General features: G+C 60.4%; 14 protein-coding genes, 3 pseudogenes and 1 other annotated feature. Of the genes and pseudogenes, 8 read left to right on the plus strand and 9 right to left on the minus strand.

Features of this window, described 5'->3' with window-relative positions; genetic code table 11:
- Positions 1-291 precede the first annotated feature (291 nt).
- Genes ACSKB8_RS02820 through ACSKB8_RS02830 form a run of 3 tightly spaced genes read right to left on the minus strand, consistent with a single transcriptional unit; the run spans position 292 to position 3580 of the window.
- Positions 292-960, minus strand: a complete 669-nt coding sequence (locus ACSKB8_RS02820) for a GDP-mannose 4,6-dehydratase (protein ID WP_438102352.1) — start codon at positions 958-960, stop codon at positions 292-294.
- Positions 957-1736: a glucose-1-phosphate cytidylyltransferase gene (gene rfbF, locus ACSKB8_RS02825; protein WP_438110360.1), complete on the minus strand. Its 780-nt coding sequence runs from the start codon at positions 1734-1736 to the stop codon at positions 957-959. The genes ACSKB8_RS02820 and rfbF overlap by 4 nt, the downstream gene beginning before the upstream one ends.
- Positions 1733-3580, minus strand: coding sequence for a hypothetical protein (locus ACSKB8_RS02830; RefSeq protein ID WP_438102353.1), 1848 nt, complete (start codon positions 3578-3580; stop codon positions 1733-1735). The genes rfbF and ACSKB8_RS02830 overlap by 4 nt, the downstream gene beginning before the upstream one ends.
- 327 nt (positions 3581-3907) lie before the next feature.
- On the opposite strand from ACSKB8_RS02830, the gene ACSKB8_RS02835 reads away from it, so the two are divergent.
- Complete coding sequence (locus tag ACSKB8_RS02835) at positions 3908-4114, plus strand: hypothetical protein (protein ID WP_438102354.1); 207 nt, start codon at positions 3908-3910, stop codon at positions 4112-4114.
- 881 nt (positions 4115-4995) lie between these two features.
- Positions 4996-5576, plus strand: a pseudogene (locus tag ACSKB8_RS02840) (transposase); the annotation flags it as partial.
- Positions 5268-5385, plus strand: a sequence feature (AL1L pseudoknot). Its footprint overlaps the pseudogene before it by 118 nt.
- A gap of 129 nt (positions 5577-5705) precedes the next feature.
- Here the strand turns inward: ACSKB8_RS02840 and ACSKB8_RS02845 are convergent.
- From ACSKB8_RS02845 to ACSKB8_RS02855, 3 genes and pseudogenes are all read right to left on the minus strand, one after another.
- Positions 5706-6020: pseudogene (locus ACSKB8_RS02845) on the minus strand (mandelate racemase/muconate lactonizing enzyme family protein); the annotation flags it as partial.
- Between the two features lie 313 nt (positions 6021-6333).
- The gene (locus tag ACSKB8_RS02850; protein WP_438102356.1) at positions 6334-7272 is read right to left on the minus strand and encodes a DUF1932 domain-containing protein; all 939 of its coding nucleotides are present in this window, start codon (positions 7270-7272) and stop codon (positions 6334-6336) included.
- Positions 7273-7533: 261 nt separating this feature from the next.
- Positions 7534-8157, minus strand: coding sequence for a GntR family transcriptional regulator (locus ACSKB8_RS02855; protein ID WP_438110361.1), 624 nt, complete (start codon positions 8155-8157; stop codon positions 7534-7536).
- Positions 8158-8551: 394 nt separating this feature from the next.
- Between ACSKB8_RS02855 and ACSKB8_RS02860 the strand changes: the two genes are divergently transcribed.
- Positions 8552-8893: a hypothetical protein gene (locus ACSKB8_RS02860; RefSeq protein ID WP_438102358.1), complete on the plus strand. Its 342-nt coding sequence runs from the start codon at positions 8552-8554 to the stop codon at positions 8891-8893.
- Between the two features lie 323 nt (positions 8894-9216).
- Here the strand turns inward: ACSKB8_RS02860 and ACSKB8_RS02865 are convergent, their stop codons facing one another.
- Positions 9217-9573: a DUF5110 domain-containing protein gene (locus ACSKB8_RS02865; RefSeq protein ID WP_438110363.1), complete on the minus strand. Its 357-nt coding sequence runs from the start codon at positions 9571-9573 to the stop codon at positions 9217-9219.
- A 39-nt stretch (positions 9574-9612) separates the two neighbouring features.
- A pseudogene (locus ACSKB8_RS02870) lies at positions 9613-10900 on the minus strand (glycoside hydrolase family 31 protein); the annotation flags it as partial.
- On the opposite strand from ACSKB8_RS02870, the gene ACSKB8_RS02875 reads away from it, so the two are divergent.
- Complete coding sequence (locus tag ACSKB8_RS02875) at positions 10854-11468, plus strand: hypothetical protein (RefSeq protein WP_438102360.1); 615 nt, start codon at positions 10854-10856, stop codon at positions 11466-11468. The pseudogene ACSKB8_RS02870 and the gene ACSKB8_RS02875 overlap by 47 nt on opposite strands.
- Before the next feature lie 70 nt (positions 11469-11538).
- On the opposite strand, the gene ACSKB8_RS02880 is transcribed toward ACSKB8_RS02875, so the two are convergent.
- Positions 11539-13938: an ABC transporter substrate-binding protein gene (locus ACSKB8_RS02880; protein WP_438102362.1), complete on the minus strand. Its 2400-nt coding sequence runs from the start codon at positions 13936-13938 to the stop codon at positions 11539-11541.
- Between ACSKB8_RS02880 and ACSKB8_RS02885 the strand changes: the two genes are divergently transcribed.
- The 4 genes from ACSKB8_RS02885 to ACSKB8_RS02900 are packed head-to-tail and all read left to right on the plus strand — an operon-like array spanning position 13938 to position 18171.
- Positions 13938-14930: an ABC transporter permease gene (locus ACSKB8_RS02885; RefSeq protein ID WP_438102363.1), complete on the plus strand. Its 993-nt coding sequence runs from the start codon at positions 13938-13940 to the stop codon at positions 14928-14930. The two genes, ACSKB8_RS02880 and ACSKB8_RS02885, sit on opposite strands and share 1 nt — an antisense overlap.
- A complete protein-coding gene (locus ACSKB8_RS02890; RefSeq protein ID WP_438102365.1) occupies positions 14927-16072 on the plus strand; it encodes an ABC transporter permease in 1146 nt (381 codons plus the stop codon). Before ACSKB8_RS02885 ends, ACSKB8_RS02890 begins: the two co-directional genes overlap by 4 nt.
- A 12-nt stretch (positions 16073-16084) precedes the next feature.
- Complete coding sequence (locus tag ACSKB8_RS02895; protein ID WP_438102367.1) at positions 16085-17119, plus strand: ABC transporter ATP-binding protein; 1035 nt, start codon at positions 16085-16087, stop codon at positions 17117-17119.
- Positions 17116-18171, plus strand: coding sequence for an ABC transporter ATP-binding protein (locus ACSKB8_RS02900; RefSeq protein WP_438102369.1), 1056 nt, complete (start codon positions 17116-17118; stop codon positions 18169-18171). The genes ACSKB8_RS02895 and ACSKB8_RS02900 overlap by 4 nt, the downstream gene beginning before the upstream one ends.
- The last annotated feature ends 104 nt before the right edge of the window (positions 18172-18275 follow it).

The raw sequence follows: 18275 nt of genomic DNA on the forward strand, positions 1-18275 counted from the left end.
CTGGATATTCAACGATCGCCCGGTACGCATCCCTGGCTCGACATCTCGCAGGAGCAATGATCGCGAAAACACATCTAGATTCTCGTGGCGCGCCATCGGCCGAGGCCCACCTGCAACTTGTCGAGGCAGCCGAAGGCTGCAATATGTGGGTGGCAAGATCGGAGACGCGGATCGGCTGCGCGTCGTTGAGGTTAAACGCCCAGTTGAGATCCGCATGCAGCAATTGGACATTGCGCTTACCTCGTCGGCGACGTGATGACACTCGCGCAATTGCGTTTTCCCTCGGACATCTCAAATTGTAGCTTGCGCGCAATTTGTCCGAGGAACATGTGATCGGTCGTCGGACGTCCTGTCCTTTGCCCAGTCGCCGCCGTGCCACGTTGCCGGCAGGTGCAGTGGCCAGCGCCACAGCGTGGCCCACATGCCTGCCGGGCGGAAAGGAAGAGTGACGGAAGGTCGAGGACACAACTTCAGCACAGGCCTTGCTCTTGCTATAGGGATCGCGGCCGCGAGCCGATCGCTTTCACGATAGGCCGAGATCGATTCACGGTTCTCGTAGCACCTACCGTAGGTGATATTGAGGACGGCCCGGACCGAGTTCACCTGCCGAAAGCTCTGCAACAAGTGCACCGTTCCCAGGACGTTGGTACGATAGGGTCGATCTGGATTGGCATAGGAATAGAGCACCAATGATTGTGCGGCCATGTGGATAACGATATCTGGCGTAGCGCTACGAAGCGTGCTGACCAAATGATCGTAGTTGGTCACGTCGTCCAGAATCGACGCCCTGCCGGTCCCTACGCGGGCAATTTCAAGGAGTCTGGGCGTTGCGGGCGGCGGAGCCAGCGCGTAGCCGCTCACCCGAGCGCCGAGATGTTGCAGCCAAAGGACGAGCCACGAGTCTTTGAAGCCCGTGTGTTCAGTGAGAAACATGCGCTTGCCCGACCGGAAGCCGCTCATTTCTCCCATACCTTCCACGGAGCCCTACTCTCAATCCAGAGGCTTTCGAGGAACCTCTTGTCGCGCAGAGTATCCATGGGTTGCCAGAAGCCGTGGTGCTGGTAGGCCGAAAGCTGTTGCTGTTCAGCCAAGGCCGCGAGCGGCTCGCGTTCCCAAACAGTGGAGTCATCCACCAGCAGGTCTATTACTTTCGGCGAGAGAACGAAGAAGCCACCATTGATCATCCCCCCGTCACCCCTGGGTTTTTCCCTAAAAGTCGCGACACGGTGATCAGCGCGAATTTCGATAGCGCCGAAACGGCCAGGCGGATAGGTAGCAGTTAGAGTGGCGAGCGTACCCTGGCGACGGTGAAAGGCGATCAATGCGATGATGTCGATGTCTCCCACACCATCGCCGTAGGTGAAACAGAAGGCGTCATCATCGGTCAGGTAATTAGCAACTCGCTTGAGCCGACCACCAGTCATGGTCTTCTCCCCGGTATCGACCAGCGTCACCTTCCAAGGTTCGGCATGGTGCCTGTGAACCTCCATGCGGTTATTTGTCATGTCGAAGGTGACATCTGACACGTGCAGGAACTGGTTTGCGAAGTATTCCTTGATCAGATAGCCCTTGTAGCCGCAGCAGATGACGAAATCGTTTATGCCATAGTGCGAGTAGATTTTAAGGATGTGCCACAGAATCGGCTTGCCGCCGATCTCGATCATGGGCTTGGGCCGAAGGTGGGTTTCCTCGGAGATTTGGGTTCCAAGCCCACCCGCGAGGATCACAGCTTTCACCATCGGCTCCATTTCTGGCTATCCGGCCGTTGGTATCTGGCTTCACGGCAGGATTGCTCCGCTACCGCGGCGGGGCGTACGGGCTTGAGCAGAAACTGGGTGTAAGCATTCGGATAATCCCCGTCGTTGGGAGTTTCGAACGTAGCGGCGACGACGTAGTCCGCCTGCCCAGCTCCAAAGGAGGCCATGATACTGGCATGATCAAGATGACGCGGGCCATCCGGCTCGATCAGTACCCACGCTTTGACCAGATCGACGCAATTCTCAAGTCCGAGTGCTTCCACCGCGGCTGCGTTACTGCCGGGATATCCCCGCCATGGTAGACCGAACCAACCCTCCCGGGTTAGGTTACCGCGAAAAAAAATTGTCCCGGTCAGCCATGGTAGTCCGAGCGCCCGCGTCTCAAGCACATACAACAGGCCGGGCCAGCGGCCAGAAAGATCGACCATCGGCATACTGACTTCAAGGCCGGCGGCACGAGCCTGGGCTCTGGCCGTGGCCAGATAGTCGTGGTAGGATTGCGGAAGTATCAATTTGCCACCACCTGGCAGGGATGTGACAGCCGTATAAGCGCGAAGATCTTTCACCTGACGGAACGGCTTGAGCATGGCATCATTGACGATCGATGCAGCGAGCAGCTGTGCCAAGACTGTCAGGGGCAGTAGGGCGGCGAAGCTGCGTCCCTGTTGCCCAAGAGGGCTCAGGAAGGCAACGACAGCGAGCATCCAGAACAAGGCGGCTTGCGAACCGCCGATCCAGTAGTTGGCATTGGTGCCCAATGCGAACAGGTGCGGCAGGACCAAAAAGGTTAGCCCTAGAGCGAGGCTTGTGGGAGCTTGGACGCGCAGAACCAATCCCTCACGATAGAACATCGCGCCAAGGCATGTGAAGGCCGGCACTAGGAATAGGGTCGAGGGCTCGATGCTGATCGGATGGATCCCCAGCAGCGCAATTGCTATTGTTACGATCAACAGCGCAGCGAGCGCCAGCGATGGGAGCAACTTGTGCGTAGACCCCATGAGAATGCTGAGCAGAAGGGCAATCGCCATTAACACAGCGATAGCCAGTTGCGAGCGACTGGTGACGAGCCAGTTGATCCTAAACATGAGAGATAACTCGTGCCCGGCGCCGAACAGGACTTCCATCTCAGCGCTCTTGACCATACGGGTCACCAGCCCGGTGATGCCGCCGTCGATCAAGTAGGCGGTAACGATCAGTAGAGCGAGAGCGATCAGCGCCGCGCCAAGCATGGGCAGCAACGACTTTCGGCGCAAGACGACGACATTGAGTATAACGACGAGGGCAATACCCGCAGCGGTGGTCGGTTTGGCCATGAAGCAGAACCAGCCGCCAACGCCGACCAGGACCCACCCCAAGACCTGGCCGATCCGCCCTGGCCGGTCGGCTAGCAGCAAGCCGATCATCACCATCAAGAGCGATTGAAAGTTCAGTGTGTTGTAGTTGGGGGTGAGCAGCCAGTCGTTAGAGACCACCAACGCCAGGCTGGCTATCCCTGCCGATAGCACCGCCGTCTGCCGCCAGCCCACTGTCCAGAGGCGCCGGATCATAAGAAAGGCCAGAATCCAGCCTAGCGCCATAGTGAACGTGACGTTCGCCATGCGAAGCACTGCGATGTCGCCGCCCACCCATCGATATGGCCAGTGATAGACGAAGCCAAAAAGGGACGGCGGCATATTGATTGTGTAGGCGAATGGGTTCGCGATGGAGTTGAGGTACCAACCTTCGTGGCTGAGCTCGAGACCGTAACTGCTGTAGTATAGTAGCCAAGCGAGAAGGATTGCCGTAGTCACGGCGGACAGAACCAGCAAAGTCCGATCCAGCAAGACTGCCGTCCTTCTATTGGCAAAGCGGTCTCTTGGCATGGGCGCCTTCCTGCTAGCCACTTAGAGCAAGCTCATTGCTATTAAGCCTCAAGGAGCTTTTAACTGACCTGAGCCCCGTTATCTCCCCCAGGATTGGTAGAGTCCATCACCTCGGAGCGGGATGAACATGAAGCCGAGCCTGTTCACCGAAGAGCAAATCATCGGGATTACGGGAACAGGAATGGGGCGAAGACGGCTGACGTGCGCCGAAAACACGCGATCAGCGGGGCGGGCTGGAAGCGTCCGATGCCAAGCGACCAAAGGCGCGGGGACGACGAGAACACGAAGATGAAGAAGTTGCTGGCGGAGACGATGCTCGACAACTCCATGCTCACGACGGTCGTACAAAAAATGTGGCGGGCCGCCGAACATGAGGCCGTCGCTCGCCTTCTCTGCGATCGCTGTCCGGATATCCGGCGTCCAGTGAACTGCGGAAATCTCGGTTGCTCACGCACTCAACAACCATCGGAGCATCAAGCACAAACTTGCGACTAAACTCGCCGTCACCGTGGGCGATCCAATCCGGAGTCGATTCGCTCGATCCGTTGTAATACGTCTTCACACTCGCGACAAAAGCGCTAACGAAGAGCGCCGATTTGGAAAGCACAAGAAGGACAGTTTAGTGAAGCGCAGCGCCAGATTTCGGACCAATTGACTATTGGATTTCGCGCCGTTCCGTCGCAACAGACGGAGCGAGGAGAAAGACGCAGAGGACGAGACGGAAGATTAACGCGGCGCTGAAGAAGATAGCGCTGGAAGGACTACGGGAGCGGGCGATGGTAGCCGATCTGGCACGGCGTGATCAGGTGCATCCGGAACCAGATTTACGCCTGGAAGAAGCAACTGCTCGAGAAAGGGGGCAAAAGGCATTTGAAAACTGCCAGGGTGAGGCGGCGGATGGAGCGCGAGGCACGAGATCGAGAAGCTACATGTCAACATTGGGCAGTTGATTATCAAGCGAAACTTTTCTGGCGAGAGGTCCGGAAGATGAGAGCCCCGGACCGTCGTGCGCTCATTGACCGCAATGATTGCGACCTGTCGGCTCGCTGGCAGTGCCAGCTGCTCGGCGTTGCGCGGTCGGGCGTCTACGCCTCCCCCAACGACGATGACGGTCTGGCTCTGATGCGCCGGATCGCGCCCCGCCTCGGAGGAGCCGGGGCCGTTGACGGGCTGCTACGATCGGTCGCCATTGCGGCGGGAGAAGAACAAGTGCGCGGCGAATTCTTGGCCTTTGGGGCTAAGACAAACCTTCGTGGACCTCCGGCCCGCTCTCGCCTACTCGCTCGCGCTTGATTTCGTTCGCTCTGCCTCTGGCGTATGAACGTATGAACCGCGCCAGATTGGTCAGAGGCTCCTATTCCTGAGAGGATGGAGCGATGACGAAGCGAACCCTACCCCATTTACCTGAGGTCCCGCCCGCGCGGTCCGGATGGTTTTGGACCAGGGCGAGCACGGCTCGCAGTACGCGGCGATCCGCTCGATTGCCCCGAAGATCGGCTGCTCGGACAAGACGCTTCCCATTGGGTCCGGCAGGCTGAGCGTGACCCAGTCCTGCGCGCCGGCCCGACCATGGACGTGAGCGCATCAAGGCGATCGAGCGCGAGAAGCGCGAGCTACGCCAGGCCAACGAGACCCTGCTGAAGGCAAGCGCCTATTTTGCCCAGACGGAGCTCGAGCGCCGGTCCAAGATAGGATCGCCTTCATAGACGGGCATCGTGCCGTCTACGGGGTTCGAGCCGATTTGCGGTGTGCTGCCGATCGCCCCGTCAAGGTATCACGCCCATGTCGCGCGGCGGGCCGATCCCAGCAAGGTACCGGCACGGGCTCAGCGTGACGCGGCGCTCCAGGCCGAGATCCGGCGTGTGTTCGATCAAACTTTCGCGTCCAGGGCGTGCGCAGAATCGGGCGGCAACTCGGCCCGGAAGGCGTTGCAGTCGCCGGCTGCACCATGGCGCGGCGGCCTTGTACCCCGCCGCGACGAAGGCTCGCGCCTCCTCACCAGTACCCGGTTGCCCTTGCCGGGCCAGTAATAGCCGCCGCTGCTGTAAGCGGGCACGCGATCCAGGACGCAGCTCCCGAGATAGCGGTTCAGCGGCAGTCCGGGGCTGCGCGTCGACAGATCCCGGAGGGCGATGTCGATGGCGGAAAGAGCCCGCATGACGACGCCCACACGCCCGATCAACAGCGTTTCTTGGTAGAGCTCGCGCCAAATCCCTTCGATGCGGGTGGACTCTTCGCCGATCAGCCGCGGCGCCAGAATCTCCCGCACCGCATCGGCGAGGAGCGTACCGGCATTGTTCACCGCATAGCTGTAGCCGAGGCCCTGCTTCCCGCACTCGCCGGTGATGCGGACAAGGCAGTATTCGTCCGCCTTCACGGTGCGCGTGGAGAAATCGATGGGATTCGAAGGGGGACCCTGCTAGGCATACATCGACACTGACAACCTTGGTCATGGGACGACTTCAACGAAGTCTTTTGTACTTATTTCTCGTGTGACTGTTTTTTGTCCTTGTTTGCGGGCGCTAAATATTTGGGATGAAGCTACCGAAAGGACCGGGCGGATGGCGGCGGCGCTGTGCGTATACTGCGCGGCAGTGCTACGCCAAATATGAGAAACCCGCCGCGCAGACGAAGAACGCTTTCATCCTGCTTCCTCTCTTCTGGCTTGTCGCACAAAACGGGCGAAGGAAAAGAAAGTTCGCAGGCAATGACGCCTAGCGTTCGGCCGGCACGTCCGCCGCGCCGAGCGCGGCCAAGATCGCGTCGGTGAGCGCGCCATAGTCGGCGGAATCCGCTGGCGTGACTGACAGATCGCCGACGCGCTGCTGCCAGTCGGCGGCTGCCGTGCTCATCGGCGCGGGCAAGCCCAGCTCGGTTGCCGTCACCGCCACTTCGCGCATCTCGGCGGCGCGGCGAACGCCATGGGTCGCAACCCGCTCCATCATGTGGCCGATGCGCTTCTTCCAGTAGAAGCCGGGAAAGCTGGCATCGAGAGAAGCGATGACGAGATCGTCGACACCGGCCTTGCGGCCGGCCAGCACGCATTCGATCACCAGCGCCTCTAGCCCCTTGACCATGATCGAGCGCGTCATTTTGATCGCCGCGGCGCGGCCGACCTCGCCGGGTTCGAGCCGCACCACCATGTCGAGGCTTTCAAGGACCTGCCGACCGGCCTCGCCGTGCGGGCCGGCGACGATCAGCGGCGTCCTGTGGAGGCCGGGATGCACCGGCGCCATCACCGCCACGTCGACATAGCGCCCGCCGGCCTTATCGATCAGGTGGGCGGATTTGCGCTTAGTTCCGGGCGAACAGGAATTGCAGTCGAAAAACAGTGCGCCCCGCCTGATCACGGTTGCCGCGTCGGTCGCGGCGGCCAGCGCTTGGTCGGCGATCACCGTCGAGAATATTGCCTCCGCGCCGTTGATCGCGTCCGCAAGCGTCGCGCGGCCGGCAACGCCGGCACGCCGGTAGTCCGACCACTTGCCATTGCGCACTTCGGCATAGGCGGCATCGGTCTTGATGTCATAGGCGGCGATCCGCGCCGCCACACCGGCGCCGCGCCACCCCTGTGCGAATGCCGAAGCGGCTTCGCCGAAGCCGATGAAGGCGAGGCGCAAACGGTTTCCTGCGTCGTCGTCAGTTTCGCCTGCCATGACGTCCAGGTCTCTCCTCTGTCTGCAACGCCTTAAGCTACGCTTTCGTCCTTGAAGGAAAAGCGCCGGGCGCGCAGCGTCCACGCTTCTCTCTGGCATGGCGTGTCGTTCGCACGCCTCGAACCCGCTGCCTAGGGTAAATCGGGCAAGTGAACACCGCTTTTCCTTCCGATTTGCGCAGGAGCGCCAGGTAGACGCAGTTCGCGTTTCCGGAGAGAACGAACCAAGTCGGGGCACGGTTCAACTTTCTCTGCGCGGTGGTTAACTCGGATCGACACGACCGAGGTACTCCGCCTTGCTGGGCCTCAGATGATCGACACAAAGCTGTCCGAGCACCCAATTGTCGCACCCCTTCAGCATCTCGATCATCATTCGATGGTGCGCGCTCGAGATTGCGAGCTGCTCGGGCATTGCCATCACCAACGCCCGCACCGGCAGGGTGAGCCGCATATACTGCTCTATCGTGCCGACGAGATACTGGTTGCCGCACGCGCCGAACATGGTCAGGTGAAAGCGATCGTTCGCCTCGTGCGCACCGCGCAGGTTGCCGTCATGGATGTGTTGTTCGAAGGTTTCCTGGATTGCAGTAAGTTCGTCGATCAGCGCCGCCGGCGCGGGCAGCGGAATCCACAGCGCCGCCTGGCGCTGGATGAGTTCGCGAACTGCGTAGATTTGCCTAACTTCCTCCACTGACAACGAACGCACCGTTGCGCCCTTGTTACGTTCGCGCACAACGATGCCCATAGCTTCCAGCTGGACGAGGGCCTGACGCACGAAGTGGCGGGTGACCGGAAAACGCGCCAGGAGCATTTCCTCGGTCAGCCGCGTGCCCGGCTCCAAGCGCCCGAAGATGATGTCCTCCTCAAGCGCCTTGACAATGGGCATTTCGCGAAATGCGGTCGTTGCCGTTCGGTCGAGCAGTTCGAAATCATCGACGTTATTCACGGGAGCGATCTCCTGTGCTGGTGGCGGATGCATGCCGCGCCTGCCGGCTGCTTCGGCCGGCCACGTCGTATGCCGTCTCGACCAACGGCTGAGTATTCAGGTTGTCCGCAAAACTCGTTTCGAAATGCCTGCCCGCAGCGAGCTCGTCCAAAAAGTGGCAGACGGTGCATCCCGACCTGTAATCTTTGATTGCCAGATATTATCTTCCGTTCGTCGAAGGCGCCCCGCGCGTATTTGAGAGTCATCGCGCCAACTCCTGCGGACAATCGACTTTGTCCGTGATCGCGAGCACTATGCAATTCGCTCGCTGCTCTCGTAGCGGGTACAGGCGATCATGCTCCCTTCGATCGAGACACGCAGGTTCCTGGAGACCTTGCCAATTCCGCTGATCGAGGTTGGCAACCTGCCGCGAAAGCCTATCGACTTTGCCGTCGACCATTCCGATTTCGAGGCTGACTGTCTTGCCAACAGGCGTCTGTTCGACGTCGGGCGACACAGGATTGCGAACATCTGCGGCTACGCGCGTCGTACTTCGAACGCGCACGACCATTTGAACGGATATTGCCGAGCTTTGCAAAAAGCCGGCCTGGAGAGCTGGCAGGTGCAGGTCGAACATTCGATCGACGCTAGCTTGAATGGCGTTGATCATCTTTTGTGGTCGGCTCGCGATTGGTGACGATCTCGTCATCAGCGGTAAGATCTGGGCCGCCGCCATCGTGCTGAAGCTCCTCGATATCGGCTGACGCATTTGAGGTCGAGCTCGCATACTATCTGTCCGCTACTATTCGCGCTGCTGCGCGTGAGGCGGCACCCGATCCGGCTGTCATGCGGCTGACGAAATCAGCCAGGCGGTGGTTCAAGTTACCCATCCAGCTTATTGCCAACGCCACTGCATAGGCGCTTGCTCAGGCGCTCTGGAATGCGACCTCCGCGATACCTTCGATAGGGCCGGTGGCGACGACAATGCGATCTTCCAGCATTGTCCAGCAAGGTTGCCCGTCATCTGCTTGCGATTCCACGCGTTTCAGCGGCTGCCCGTTCAGTGTGACACGCAGTGGAATGGCAGGAGGACGGAACTTCGATACGATAGCGCCGGGCGGTGAGCACGCCCTTGTGCCGGCCGGATATTGCGCCGATTTCTAGTTTGAAGGAATTCCGCGCAGCAAGAGCGGAGATGGCGAACCGCTGTTTGGAGTGCTCGCCCTCCTCGTAGCGATAAGTTTCCCGATCATCGTCATAGAGCGTAAACGTACCCTCTTTGTTGCCAGGCACGGCGAGAAGCGTGAGCTGTTCATCGCTCTGGCTCGGGATCGTATCGGAGTTCTGACGCAGCGGAATGACAGTTCCCGTTCTCACAAATAGTGGGTCCTTGCCCAGCGGCGCCTCGACCGTGATGGTGGTCGGACCCTGCCAGACCTGGTGCGTCCAGTAGTGCATCCATTGGCCCTCCGGCAGATACACATCGCGCTGGCGCGCCCCTTTCGTAGACCGGCGCCACGAGCAGGTCCGGCCCCCACAGAAATTCGTTCCAGATTTTCCTCGCGATGATATCGTCGGGATAGGCGAGCACTAATGCGCGCAGCATCGGCAGCCCAGTGCGGTGCGCCTCGGCCATAAGCGTGTAGTTGTATGGAAACATCGCGGAGCGGAGCTTGATCAGCGGGACGAAGCGGGCCTCATTCTCCGGGCCGAAGCCCCACGGCAGCCGGCAGCGCCAATTGGTGCCGTGCGAGCGCATGATTGGAGTGAAAGTGGCGAGAAACGCCCAGCGGATGAAGAGCTCATCGGTCAATTCCCCGGTTGCATAGAACCCGCCGATGTCGGTCTCCGCGAACAGAATGCCAGACATGCACATCTGCAGGAGCCAGACGGTCTGGATCTTCATCAACCGCCAGCTGCTCCAATAGTCACCCTGGTTGACGCCGGTGGCATACGCCTGCATGCCGGGGAACGCGGTACGGTTCAGGAAGTAGACCCTTTGGTCGGGATAGTCGCGGCGCTGACGTTCGTAGAATGCCTTTGCTCGAAGCAGGCTCCAGACGTTGTCGTGCTCGTCACGGAAATCATCCGTGAACTTGGTCTTGTCCTTGATCGTGTACGACTGGTCGGCGGATGTTCCATCCCCGACGTCGCAATATTCGGTACCGTCCAGCCACCATCCCGACCAGCCATCGTCGAGCAGCCCACGATAGTCCTGCCACAGCTTCTCGTTTTCCGCCTCGTCGGAGAAATCGCCTACCCAATAGCCATGAACGATTGGCCGGAAGCCGCGGTCGCATAGCTTTCGAACGTCCGCCGCCCCGTTCGGCAAAAGCTTGGGATTGTACGTCTTGTAATCTCCGCGCTTGTGCCAGCCCTGATAATTGTCGAGATAGCCGGTGTGAAAGTCGCCCCGGCTGTACCCGATGCCGGGGGCCACTCCATAAGTGGTCAGCAGGACGAACCCGTCCACCGGGATTTTCTTCTCGCGGAAATAGGTGGTCACGAAATCGAGTTCGGCTGGCCCCATCCACGAACGGGTCCCCTGCTCGTAGCCGAGCGCCCATGCCGGGTGCATGGGCGGCAGCCCGGTGAGCTTGACGTAATTGCATAGCGCCTCGGCAGGACTCGGGCCATCTATGAAATAGAAGGTGCGGATGTTCTTTCCCGAGACGACGCAGCGGTCGCGGAGATCGACAGTCATCGGGAAGCTCGAAGTCGAACAGCAGGCCGAATCCCTCGCCGGACAGCAGCCAGGGGAAAAAGTTGTTGCCCTGCCCAGTGTAGCGGTGATGGATGCGATACTCGTGTCCCCAGCGGCTGAGGTCGATGTCCATCAGCTCGTCGAATTCGTCCCGAGCCTTGCGACGCCACGCGCTGTTGCCGCCAAGGCCGTAGGCTGGGAATCCGCGGTCGATCGCAATCGTGGCCCCGCCTGTCCATACGCCCACCAGTTCCGCCACCGGGCGCCCGGGTGCGCCCTTTCTGAAGATACGAACCACGTCGCCGGTCAACTCGGCGCGAAGCGTCGCGGTTTCGACGCGGTCGCGGCGGCCGGCGTCGCCGGTCTGCGCGGGTGCTGCGGCGGGCTGCGGCACCAGAAAGGAAGCTTTGGAACGGGTGTATGCGTTGTGGCAGTCGATGGCGACGACATTATCGCCGATCGCGCGCAAGCTCAGGAAATCATCGGTCATAAATTGCCTCGGGAAGTGATGCAAAGGGAGACGGGCACTAGCAGGCTGTTGAAAAAGAGAACGACGTTCCCGGTTTGATTCCGGTGCGATCACATCGGATTCCGATGCGCCCCAGTGAACAAACGACTTTTTCAACACCCCTGATAGACTAATTCTTGAAGTACCACTGTTCGGGCCGCGCGCCGGCAGGGCTTTCGATCACGGTACCGTTGATCTGCCGATCCGGAATATTGCGCATGTTGTTCTTGACGACGCGCACGCCCTGGATCGCTGGGGATAGGCCAACGGTGCCAATTGCCCACTGGTTCTCGAGCACGATCTGCCAGATCTCGCGGCCGATCTCCAGGCGTTTGTCCGGCGGAACCTGCATCCCGGCCTGGTATAGCGCTTCCATCCTCGCCATATCCGGAGGCGGTGGCAAACCCTCCTTGCCCCGGCTTGCAACATAGCGGCCGTATTCGGGGCCGGCGCAGGAATAGGACGCGACCGGCCACAATTCGGTGTGATATCCGAAGATGTTCTCGGCGCCCCATGTCGTGTCGATGGTCAACTCGACCAGATTGGCGCGGCGCCGGGCATAGCTGGCGTTGCGCTCCATCTGCACCACTTTGATCTCGATTCCGAGGTTCTTGTAGTTCTCGGCGATCATCTCGCCCAAGGCGGTGTAATCCATAAACGAGAGATAGGTGAGCAGCTCAAACGACACTCGCTTGCCGCTGCTCGGATATAGGCGGTAGCCCTCGCTGTCGCGCTTGGTCAGCCCGGCCTGGTCGAGCAGCGCGTTGGCCTTGTCCGGCTCGTAGCTCGACCATTTGACCCGCCAGATCGAGTCAGGACCGGGGCTGAAGATCGTCCCTTCCTCAGGCGCGATCGATCCCGGAGTTCCGAGGCCCAGGAACAGCACCTCGTTGATAGCGTCGCGCTTGATGCCGAGCGACAACGCACGGCGGAAGTTTACGTCCGCAAGCAGCTTGCCCTTCTCCGCATCCGCCGTGTAGGATGTGTTTACGCACACGTAGGCTTCGCCGCCTACGCGCGACGTATCGAGGTGGACCTTGTAGTTGCCCTTCTCCTGATTCTCCAACAGCACCGGCAGCTTAGTAAGGTCGATGTGGCGCTCCATCGAGTCGTATTGGCCGGCGATCGCCCGCAAATTGATGACCTCGAGGTTCTCGGCCTTCGTAAATACGACGCGGTCGATGTAGGGCAGCTGGTTGCCGGCCTCGTCCATCCAGATCGAATATGGGTTGCGCTCATACTCCCAAACATCGCCCGTGATCGGCTTCACCAGCTTCCATGCGGCCATGGTGGGCAGATCGACATTGCGGTAGCCGTTCGACCGAGCGAGGAAGAAGGTTACCCAATTATCGAAGCCGCCGGCCTTCGCCATCTTGTCGACCGCTTCCTGCCCCGCGTATTTCGGAAGGAACTGTGCTAGATAGTGCTTCGGCGCAAAGCCGCCTTGGCCAAACATGCCAAAGCCAGCAAAACCGCCCAGCCCCCCGATCGACGCCAGCTTGATGGGCAGCAAGTAGTAAGGATTCTCCGAGACGTAGCGGATCGTGTAATCGTCGACCTTTTCCACGCGAACCGGCTTGCCGGCGACGAGAAGCCCTCGCACCGGGCTCGGATTGATTGCTCGATTCGACGCGATGTCGTCGTACCAGAACACGAAATCGTCTGCCGTGAACGGAACGCCGTCCGACCAGTGGATGCCTTTGCGGAGATGGACTGTTGTCGTCCTGCCGTCATCGCTCATCTCGTAGCTCTTGGCGATGTTAGGCACGAGCTCCGTCTCGTTGTAGCTCCAGAAGAACAGCCGGTCGTGCGCCAGTGCGCGCCTGGCATTCACCTCATCAGTCGGCCCAAGGAACCCGCGGCGCCAAGTGCCGCCATATTTGCCGATTTCGTGAATCGGCCGAAGCACGAGCGGCTCGGGCCCGACACGCTTCTCGACGGGCGGCAATTTGCCGGCCTTGACCAGCTGGGCGAGGTCCGGCGCCTCGTTGTATTTTGACGGCACGAAATCCTTGAGGATCGTGACACCCTCAAGCTTGCCGATCAGGGACCGGTCCTGGGCCGTGGCTGGCACGGCCAACAGGATCGCCGCAAACGATGTGAGCAGTAGTCGTTTCAACATTTCCCCCAGGGCATACGCATTGCAAGATGTGGACTGGCTGCAGGTCAGCTTGAGCTGGGCAACACATATCAACCCGGCCAGAATTGTCAATAATCTTTGTAGTTTTGCCATCCATCGCAGCTTGGTGGTGCGCTGCCTCTGTAAACCATGCAAGCGGTGTAAATCGTCACGAAGCGGAAAATAGAGGATATTTCTTTGGTAGTTTTGACTAAATTGCCCGCTATGATTTTCGGCGCAAGTCGCATGGCCTACAGGTCCACAGCAGCCAGTACTCACGCCATAGGACCGCGCACTCCAAATTATCAATAATTTGTAGTGGCGGTGGTTGACTCTGGGACGGTGCCGTCGATAGTAGTTGGCGAAGGTCCGTCGCGTAGGCGGGCGCGCGCCGAGGGGGCGATGAGACAATGCTTTCCTATTTAGTCCAGCGCCTGCTCATGGCGGTAGGGACGCTGATAGTCGTCTCCATCGTCGCGTTCACGATTATCCAGATGCCGCCGGGCGACTACGTCGATGCCTACAAGGGCCTTCTAGAGTCCATGGGCGAGATCGTCACCGAGGACCGCGCGTATGCTCTGCGGCTGCAATACGGCCTTTTCGATCCAATGTATGTGCAGTACCTGCGCTGGTTGGGCGGCATCCTGACGGGCAATTTCGGGCTGTCGATGGAGTACAACCGGCCGGTCGCGCAGGTGATCGGCGATAGACTGTGGCTCACCGTCATCGTCGCCCTGGCCTCGGTCGCCTTCGTCTGGCTGATGGCGCTGCCGATCGGCATCTACTCGGCTGTTCGCCAGTACTCGTTCGCCGATTATGCCTTCACGTTCATCGGATTCCTCGGCCTAGCGATACCACACTTCCTGCTGGCGCTGATCGTCATGTATTGCTCATTTCGCTATTTCGATGCCAACGTTGGAGGCCTGTTCTCCACCGAATACGTCGAAGCGCCGTGGAGTATCGCGCGGGTAATCGACTTGCTCGGCAATATCTGGATTCCGGCGCTCATCCTCGGCACATCGGGAACCGCCGCGCTGATTAGGGTCATGCGCGCGAACCTGCTGGACGAACTGCGCAAGCCCTACGTGGTCGCGGCGCGTGCGCGCGGCCTGTCCGAATGGCAACTGATCCTCAAGTATCCCGTGCGGGTGGCGCTCAATCCGTTCGCCTCGACGGTTGGCTATATCCTTCCCTACATCGTCTCGGGCAGCATCATCGTTTCGGTGGTACTGAGCCTGCCCACGGTCGGGCCGCTACTGCTGCGCGCATTGCTCGCCCAGGATATGTATCTCGCCGGCACGATCATCATGCTGCTCGGCGTCATGACTGTCATCGGCACCCTCATTTCGGATCTGCTGCTCGCCTGGATCGATCCGCGCATCCGCCTCGTGGGGCAGAAATGACCGTGCAGTCCGAAGCCGCCACCGTAGCGGATATCGGCGGCGCGGCCGTCAAGAGTGAGCGCATCGAGATCGCCACTCCGCGGCAATTGATGTGGTTGCGATTCCGCAAGCACAAGCTTGCGGTCGCATCGGCCGTCGTTCTGCTGGGTTTTTACCTGATCGCGCTCATCGCTCCTTTCCTCGCCACGGCCGAGCCCAACAAATCGGAAGCGCAGCGCTCGCTGATGCCGCCGGTGACCGTCCACTGGTTCGACGACGGCCAGTTCGCGCCACACGTGTTCAAGATGGTCGGCAAACGCGACCCCAAGACATTCAGGCGCGTCTACGTCGAGGACCCGACGCAGAAGTTCCCGCTGCACCTGTTTGGGCGGGGTTTCGAATACAAACTGTTCTGGTTGATCCCGACCGACATTCATCTGCTCGGACTGGAAAACGCCCCCATCGACGAAAACCTTTTCCTGCTCGGCACCGACGTGCAGGGCCGCGATGTCTTCTCGCGGCTTCTTTTCGCCACCCAGGTTTCCATGTCGATCGGTTTGGTCGGGGTATCCATCAGCCTATTTCTTGGCATTGTCCTTGGCGGCATATCGGGCTTCTTTGGCGGCCTCGTCGACACCGCGATTCAGAGGGTTATCGAGATTCTGCGCTCGATACCGACGATCCCATTGTGGATGGGACTGGCCGCAGCGCTGCCGCAGGGCTGGTCCGCGGTCCAGATCTATTTCGCGATTAGCATCATCATATCTATCTTCGGCTGGACCGAGTTGGCCCGTGTCGTGCGCGGAAGATTTCTTGCCCTGCGCCAAGAAGATTTCGTGATGGCCGCCCGCCTTTGCGGGGCAAGCCTGCCGCGCACGATCTTCCGCCACATGCTGCCTTCCTTCTTGAGCCACATCATCGCCGCGAGCACGCTCGCAATTCCGGAAATGATCATCGCCGAGACTGCATTGAGCTTCCTGGGGTTAGGATTAGCGCCGCCGGCGGTAAGCTACGGCGTTATGCTCCAGGCGGCCCAGAACGTACAGACGATCGCGACCACGCCGTGGCTCATGGTGCCCGCTATACCAATCACCATCGCGGTGCTAGCATTCAATTTTCTCGGTGACGGGCTCCGCGACGCCGCCGATCCGTATTCGCAATAGGCTCGCAAACTAATGACTCCGGATCCTTCTCTTCTCCTGTCGGTTCGCGAACTGAGGACGCATTTTCTGCTCGACGAAGGGCTGGTCGTCGCGGTCGACGGCGCGAGCTTCGATGTGCACGCCGGGCGCACACTCGGCATTGTCGGGGAGAGCGGCTGCGGCAAATCGGTGACCGCCCGTTCGATCCTCGGCATTCTCGACCGTCCGGGCAAGATTGCCGGCGGTGAGGTTCGCTTCCGCCGCCGGGCGAACGGAAACGGAGAGGAGGAGTGGGTAGATCTTGCCAAACTTGCGCCCGACGGCGCCGAGATGCGCAAGGTGCGCGGCGGCGAGATCGCGCTGGTCTTCCAGGAACCGATGTCGTCGTTCAGCCCGGTGCACACCGTCGGCGCGCAGTTGATGGAGGCCATCCGGATCCATCGCCATGCCTCCAAGACCGCGGCGCGGCGCATCGGAATCGAGCTGCTGCGTCAGGTCGGCATACCTGACCCCGGCGGTCGCATCGACGCCTATTCCCTGCAGCTCAGCGGCGGACTGCGTCAGCGCGCGATGATCGCCACAGCGCTGGCGGGCAACCCCCGGCTGCTCGTCGCCGACGAGCCGACGACGGCGCTTGACGTCACTACGCAAGCGCAGATCCTCGACCTGCTGCGCAACCTTCAAAGGCGCAACGGAATGGCGATCATGTTGATCACACACGATCTCGGCGTCATTGCGGAGATGGCCGATGAGGTGGTTGTGATGTACCTCGGCTGGGTCGTGGAAAGTGCTCCCGTCGACGAGATTTTTTATGGGGCCAAGCATCCGTATACGCGGACGCTGATCAAGGCGATCCCGAGCATCTCGGCTCCGCCGGGCGAAAAACTTGCCACGATCGCCGGAAGTGTTCCCCATCCGGGCAACCGACCGACCGGCTGCCCATTCCATCCACGCTGCCCGTCATTTATTCCCGGCACATGCGACCGCAAGGTGCCCAATCAAACCGAAGTTTCGCCGGGTCACGCAGTCCGCTGCTTCCTCTACGGCAACACGGAAACAACGACATGAACGTCGCCGCTGCCAGACCCGCCTGTCGCCTGCTGGAAGTCAGGGGACTTAGCAAGCACTTTTCCATCCACGCCGGCTTCTCGCGCCGGGTCGTCGGCACATTCATGGCGGTGGACGACGTCAGCTTCCACATCGATGATGGCGAGACGCTGGCTCTCGTCGGCGAGAGCGGCTGCGGCAAGACGACCACGGCGAGATGCGTTTTGCGCGCCATCGAGCCGACCGCCGGCGAGATGCATTTTCGCATCCCCGATGGAACGCGTGCAGACATCGCCGCGTTGTCGGCACGTGAGTTGCGCCAGCTCAGGCGCCATATTCAGATGATCTTTCAGGATCCGTTCTCCTCGCTGAACCCGCGCATGACGCTGTTCGACATTGTCGGGGAACCGCTTCTGAACTACGGCATGCAATCGCGCTCGTTGCGCAAGGAGCGCGTGGCTGAATTGCTTGGCCTTGTCGGTCTGCGTCCGGAATACATGTCGCGTTTCCCGCACGCATTCAGCGGCGGTCAGAGGCAGCGCATAGGAATTGCCCGGGCGCTGGCGCTCAATCCGCGGCTGGTGGTTGCCGACGAGGCGGTATCGGCGCTCGATGTTTCCGTTCAGGCGCAAGTCCTCAACTTGATGATGGAGTTGCGCGAGAAGTTCGGTCTCGCCTATCTCTTCGTCGCGCACGACCTCAGCGTCGTCAAGCATTTCAGCCACTGGGTGGCCGTCATGTATCTCGGCCGCATCGTTGAAACCGGGCCGACCGAGGCGCTGTTTGCGCGGCCGCGGCATCCATATACCGAAGCGCTGCTTTCGGCGGTACCGACGCCCGATCCGCGCCGCAAGTCGCGTCGCATCGTGCTTGCCGGCGAGGTCGGCAACGCGGTTAGTCCGCCATCCGGTTGTGCATTTCATCCACGCTGCGCCTACGCCACCGAAATCTGTCGCCATGAGATGCCGAAGCTCGAGGAGATTGCTCCGGGACACATGGCGCGATGCCACCACGCCCCGAAGCTCGCCCTTGCTGGCGCAGGCGAAATAGCCGGCAAAACGAGACGCCCGTGAACAAGCCGCCTGTCTTCGGCGATGGAGATGCCACGGCGACGGTGCGCATCTCAGAGTCCCCAGCTCCAGAGCCTGCTTGGCGACGAGCCGCTCCAGCGCAAGCG

It is taken from the genome of Bradyrhizobium sp. BR 1432 (genome assembly GCF_051547705.1).
GTDB classification, from domain to species: domain Bacteria; phylum Pseudomonadota; class Alphaproteobacteria; order Rhizobiales; family Xanthobacteraceae; genus Bradyrhizobium; species Bradyrhizobium zhanjiangense.

Coding starts and splice junctions, on each gene's coding strand:
- ACSKB8_RS02895 (WP_438102367.1), top strand. CDS start 16,085: ATGACTCCGGATCCTTCTCTTCTCCTGTCGGTTCGCGAACTGAGGACG.
- ACSKB8_RS02885 (WP_438102363.1), top strand. CDS start 13,938: ATGCTTTCCTATTTAGTCCAGCGCCTGCTCATGGCGGTAGGGACGCTG.
- ACSKB8_RS02855 (WP_438110361.1), bottom strand. CDS start 8,157: ATGCCCATTGTCAAGGCGCTTGAGGAGGACATCATCTTCGGGCGCTTG.
- ACSKB8_RS02820 (WP_438102352.1), bottom strand. CDS start 960: ATGAGCGGCTTCCGGTCGGGCAAGCGCATGTTTCTCACTGAACACACG.
- ACSKB8_RS02860 (WP_438102358.1), top strand. CDS start 8,552: ATGCTCCCTTCGATCGAGACACGCAGGTTCCTGGAGACCTTGCCAATT.
- ACSKB8_RS02835 (WP_438102354.1), top strand. CDS start 3,908: ATGAAGAAGTTGCTGGCGGAGACGATGCTCGACAACTCCATGCTCACG.
- ACSKB8_RS02875 (WP_438102360.1), top strand. CDS start 10,854: ATGTTCTTTCCCGAGACGACGCAGCGGTCGCGGAGATCGACAGTCATC.
- ACSKB8_RS02900 (WP_438102369.1), top strand. CDS start 17,116: ATGAACGTCGCCGCTGCCAGACCCGCCTGTCGCCTGCTGGAAGTCAGG.
- ACSKB8_RS02850 (WP_438102356.1), bottom strand. CDS start 7,272: ATGGCAGGCGAAACTGACGACGACGCAGGAAACCGTTTGCGCCTCGCC.
- ACSKB8_RS02890 (WP_438102365.1), top strand. CDS start 14,927: ATGACCGTGCAGTCCGAAGCCGCCACCGTAGCGGATATCGGCGGCGCG.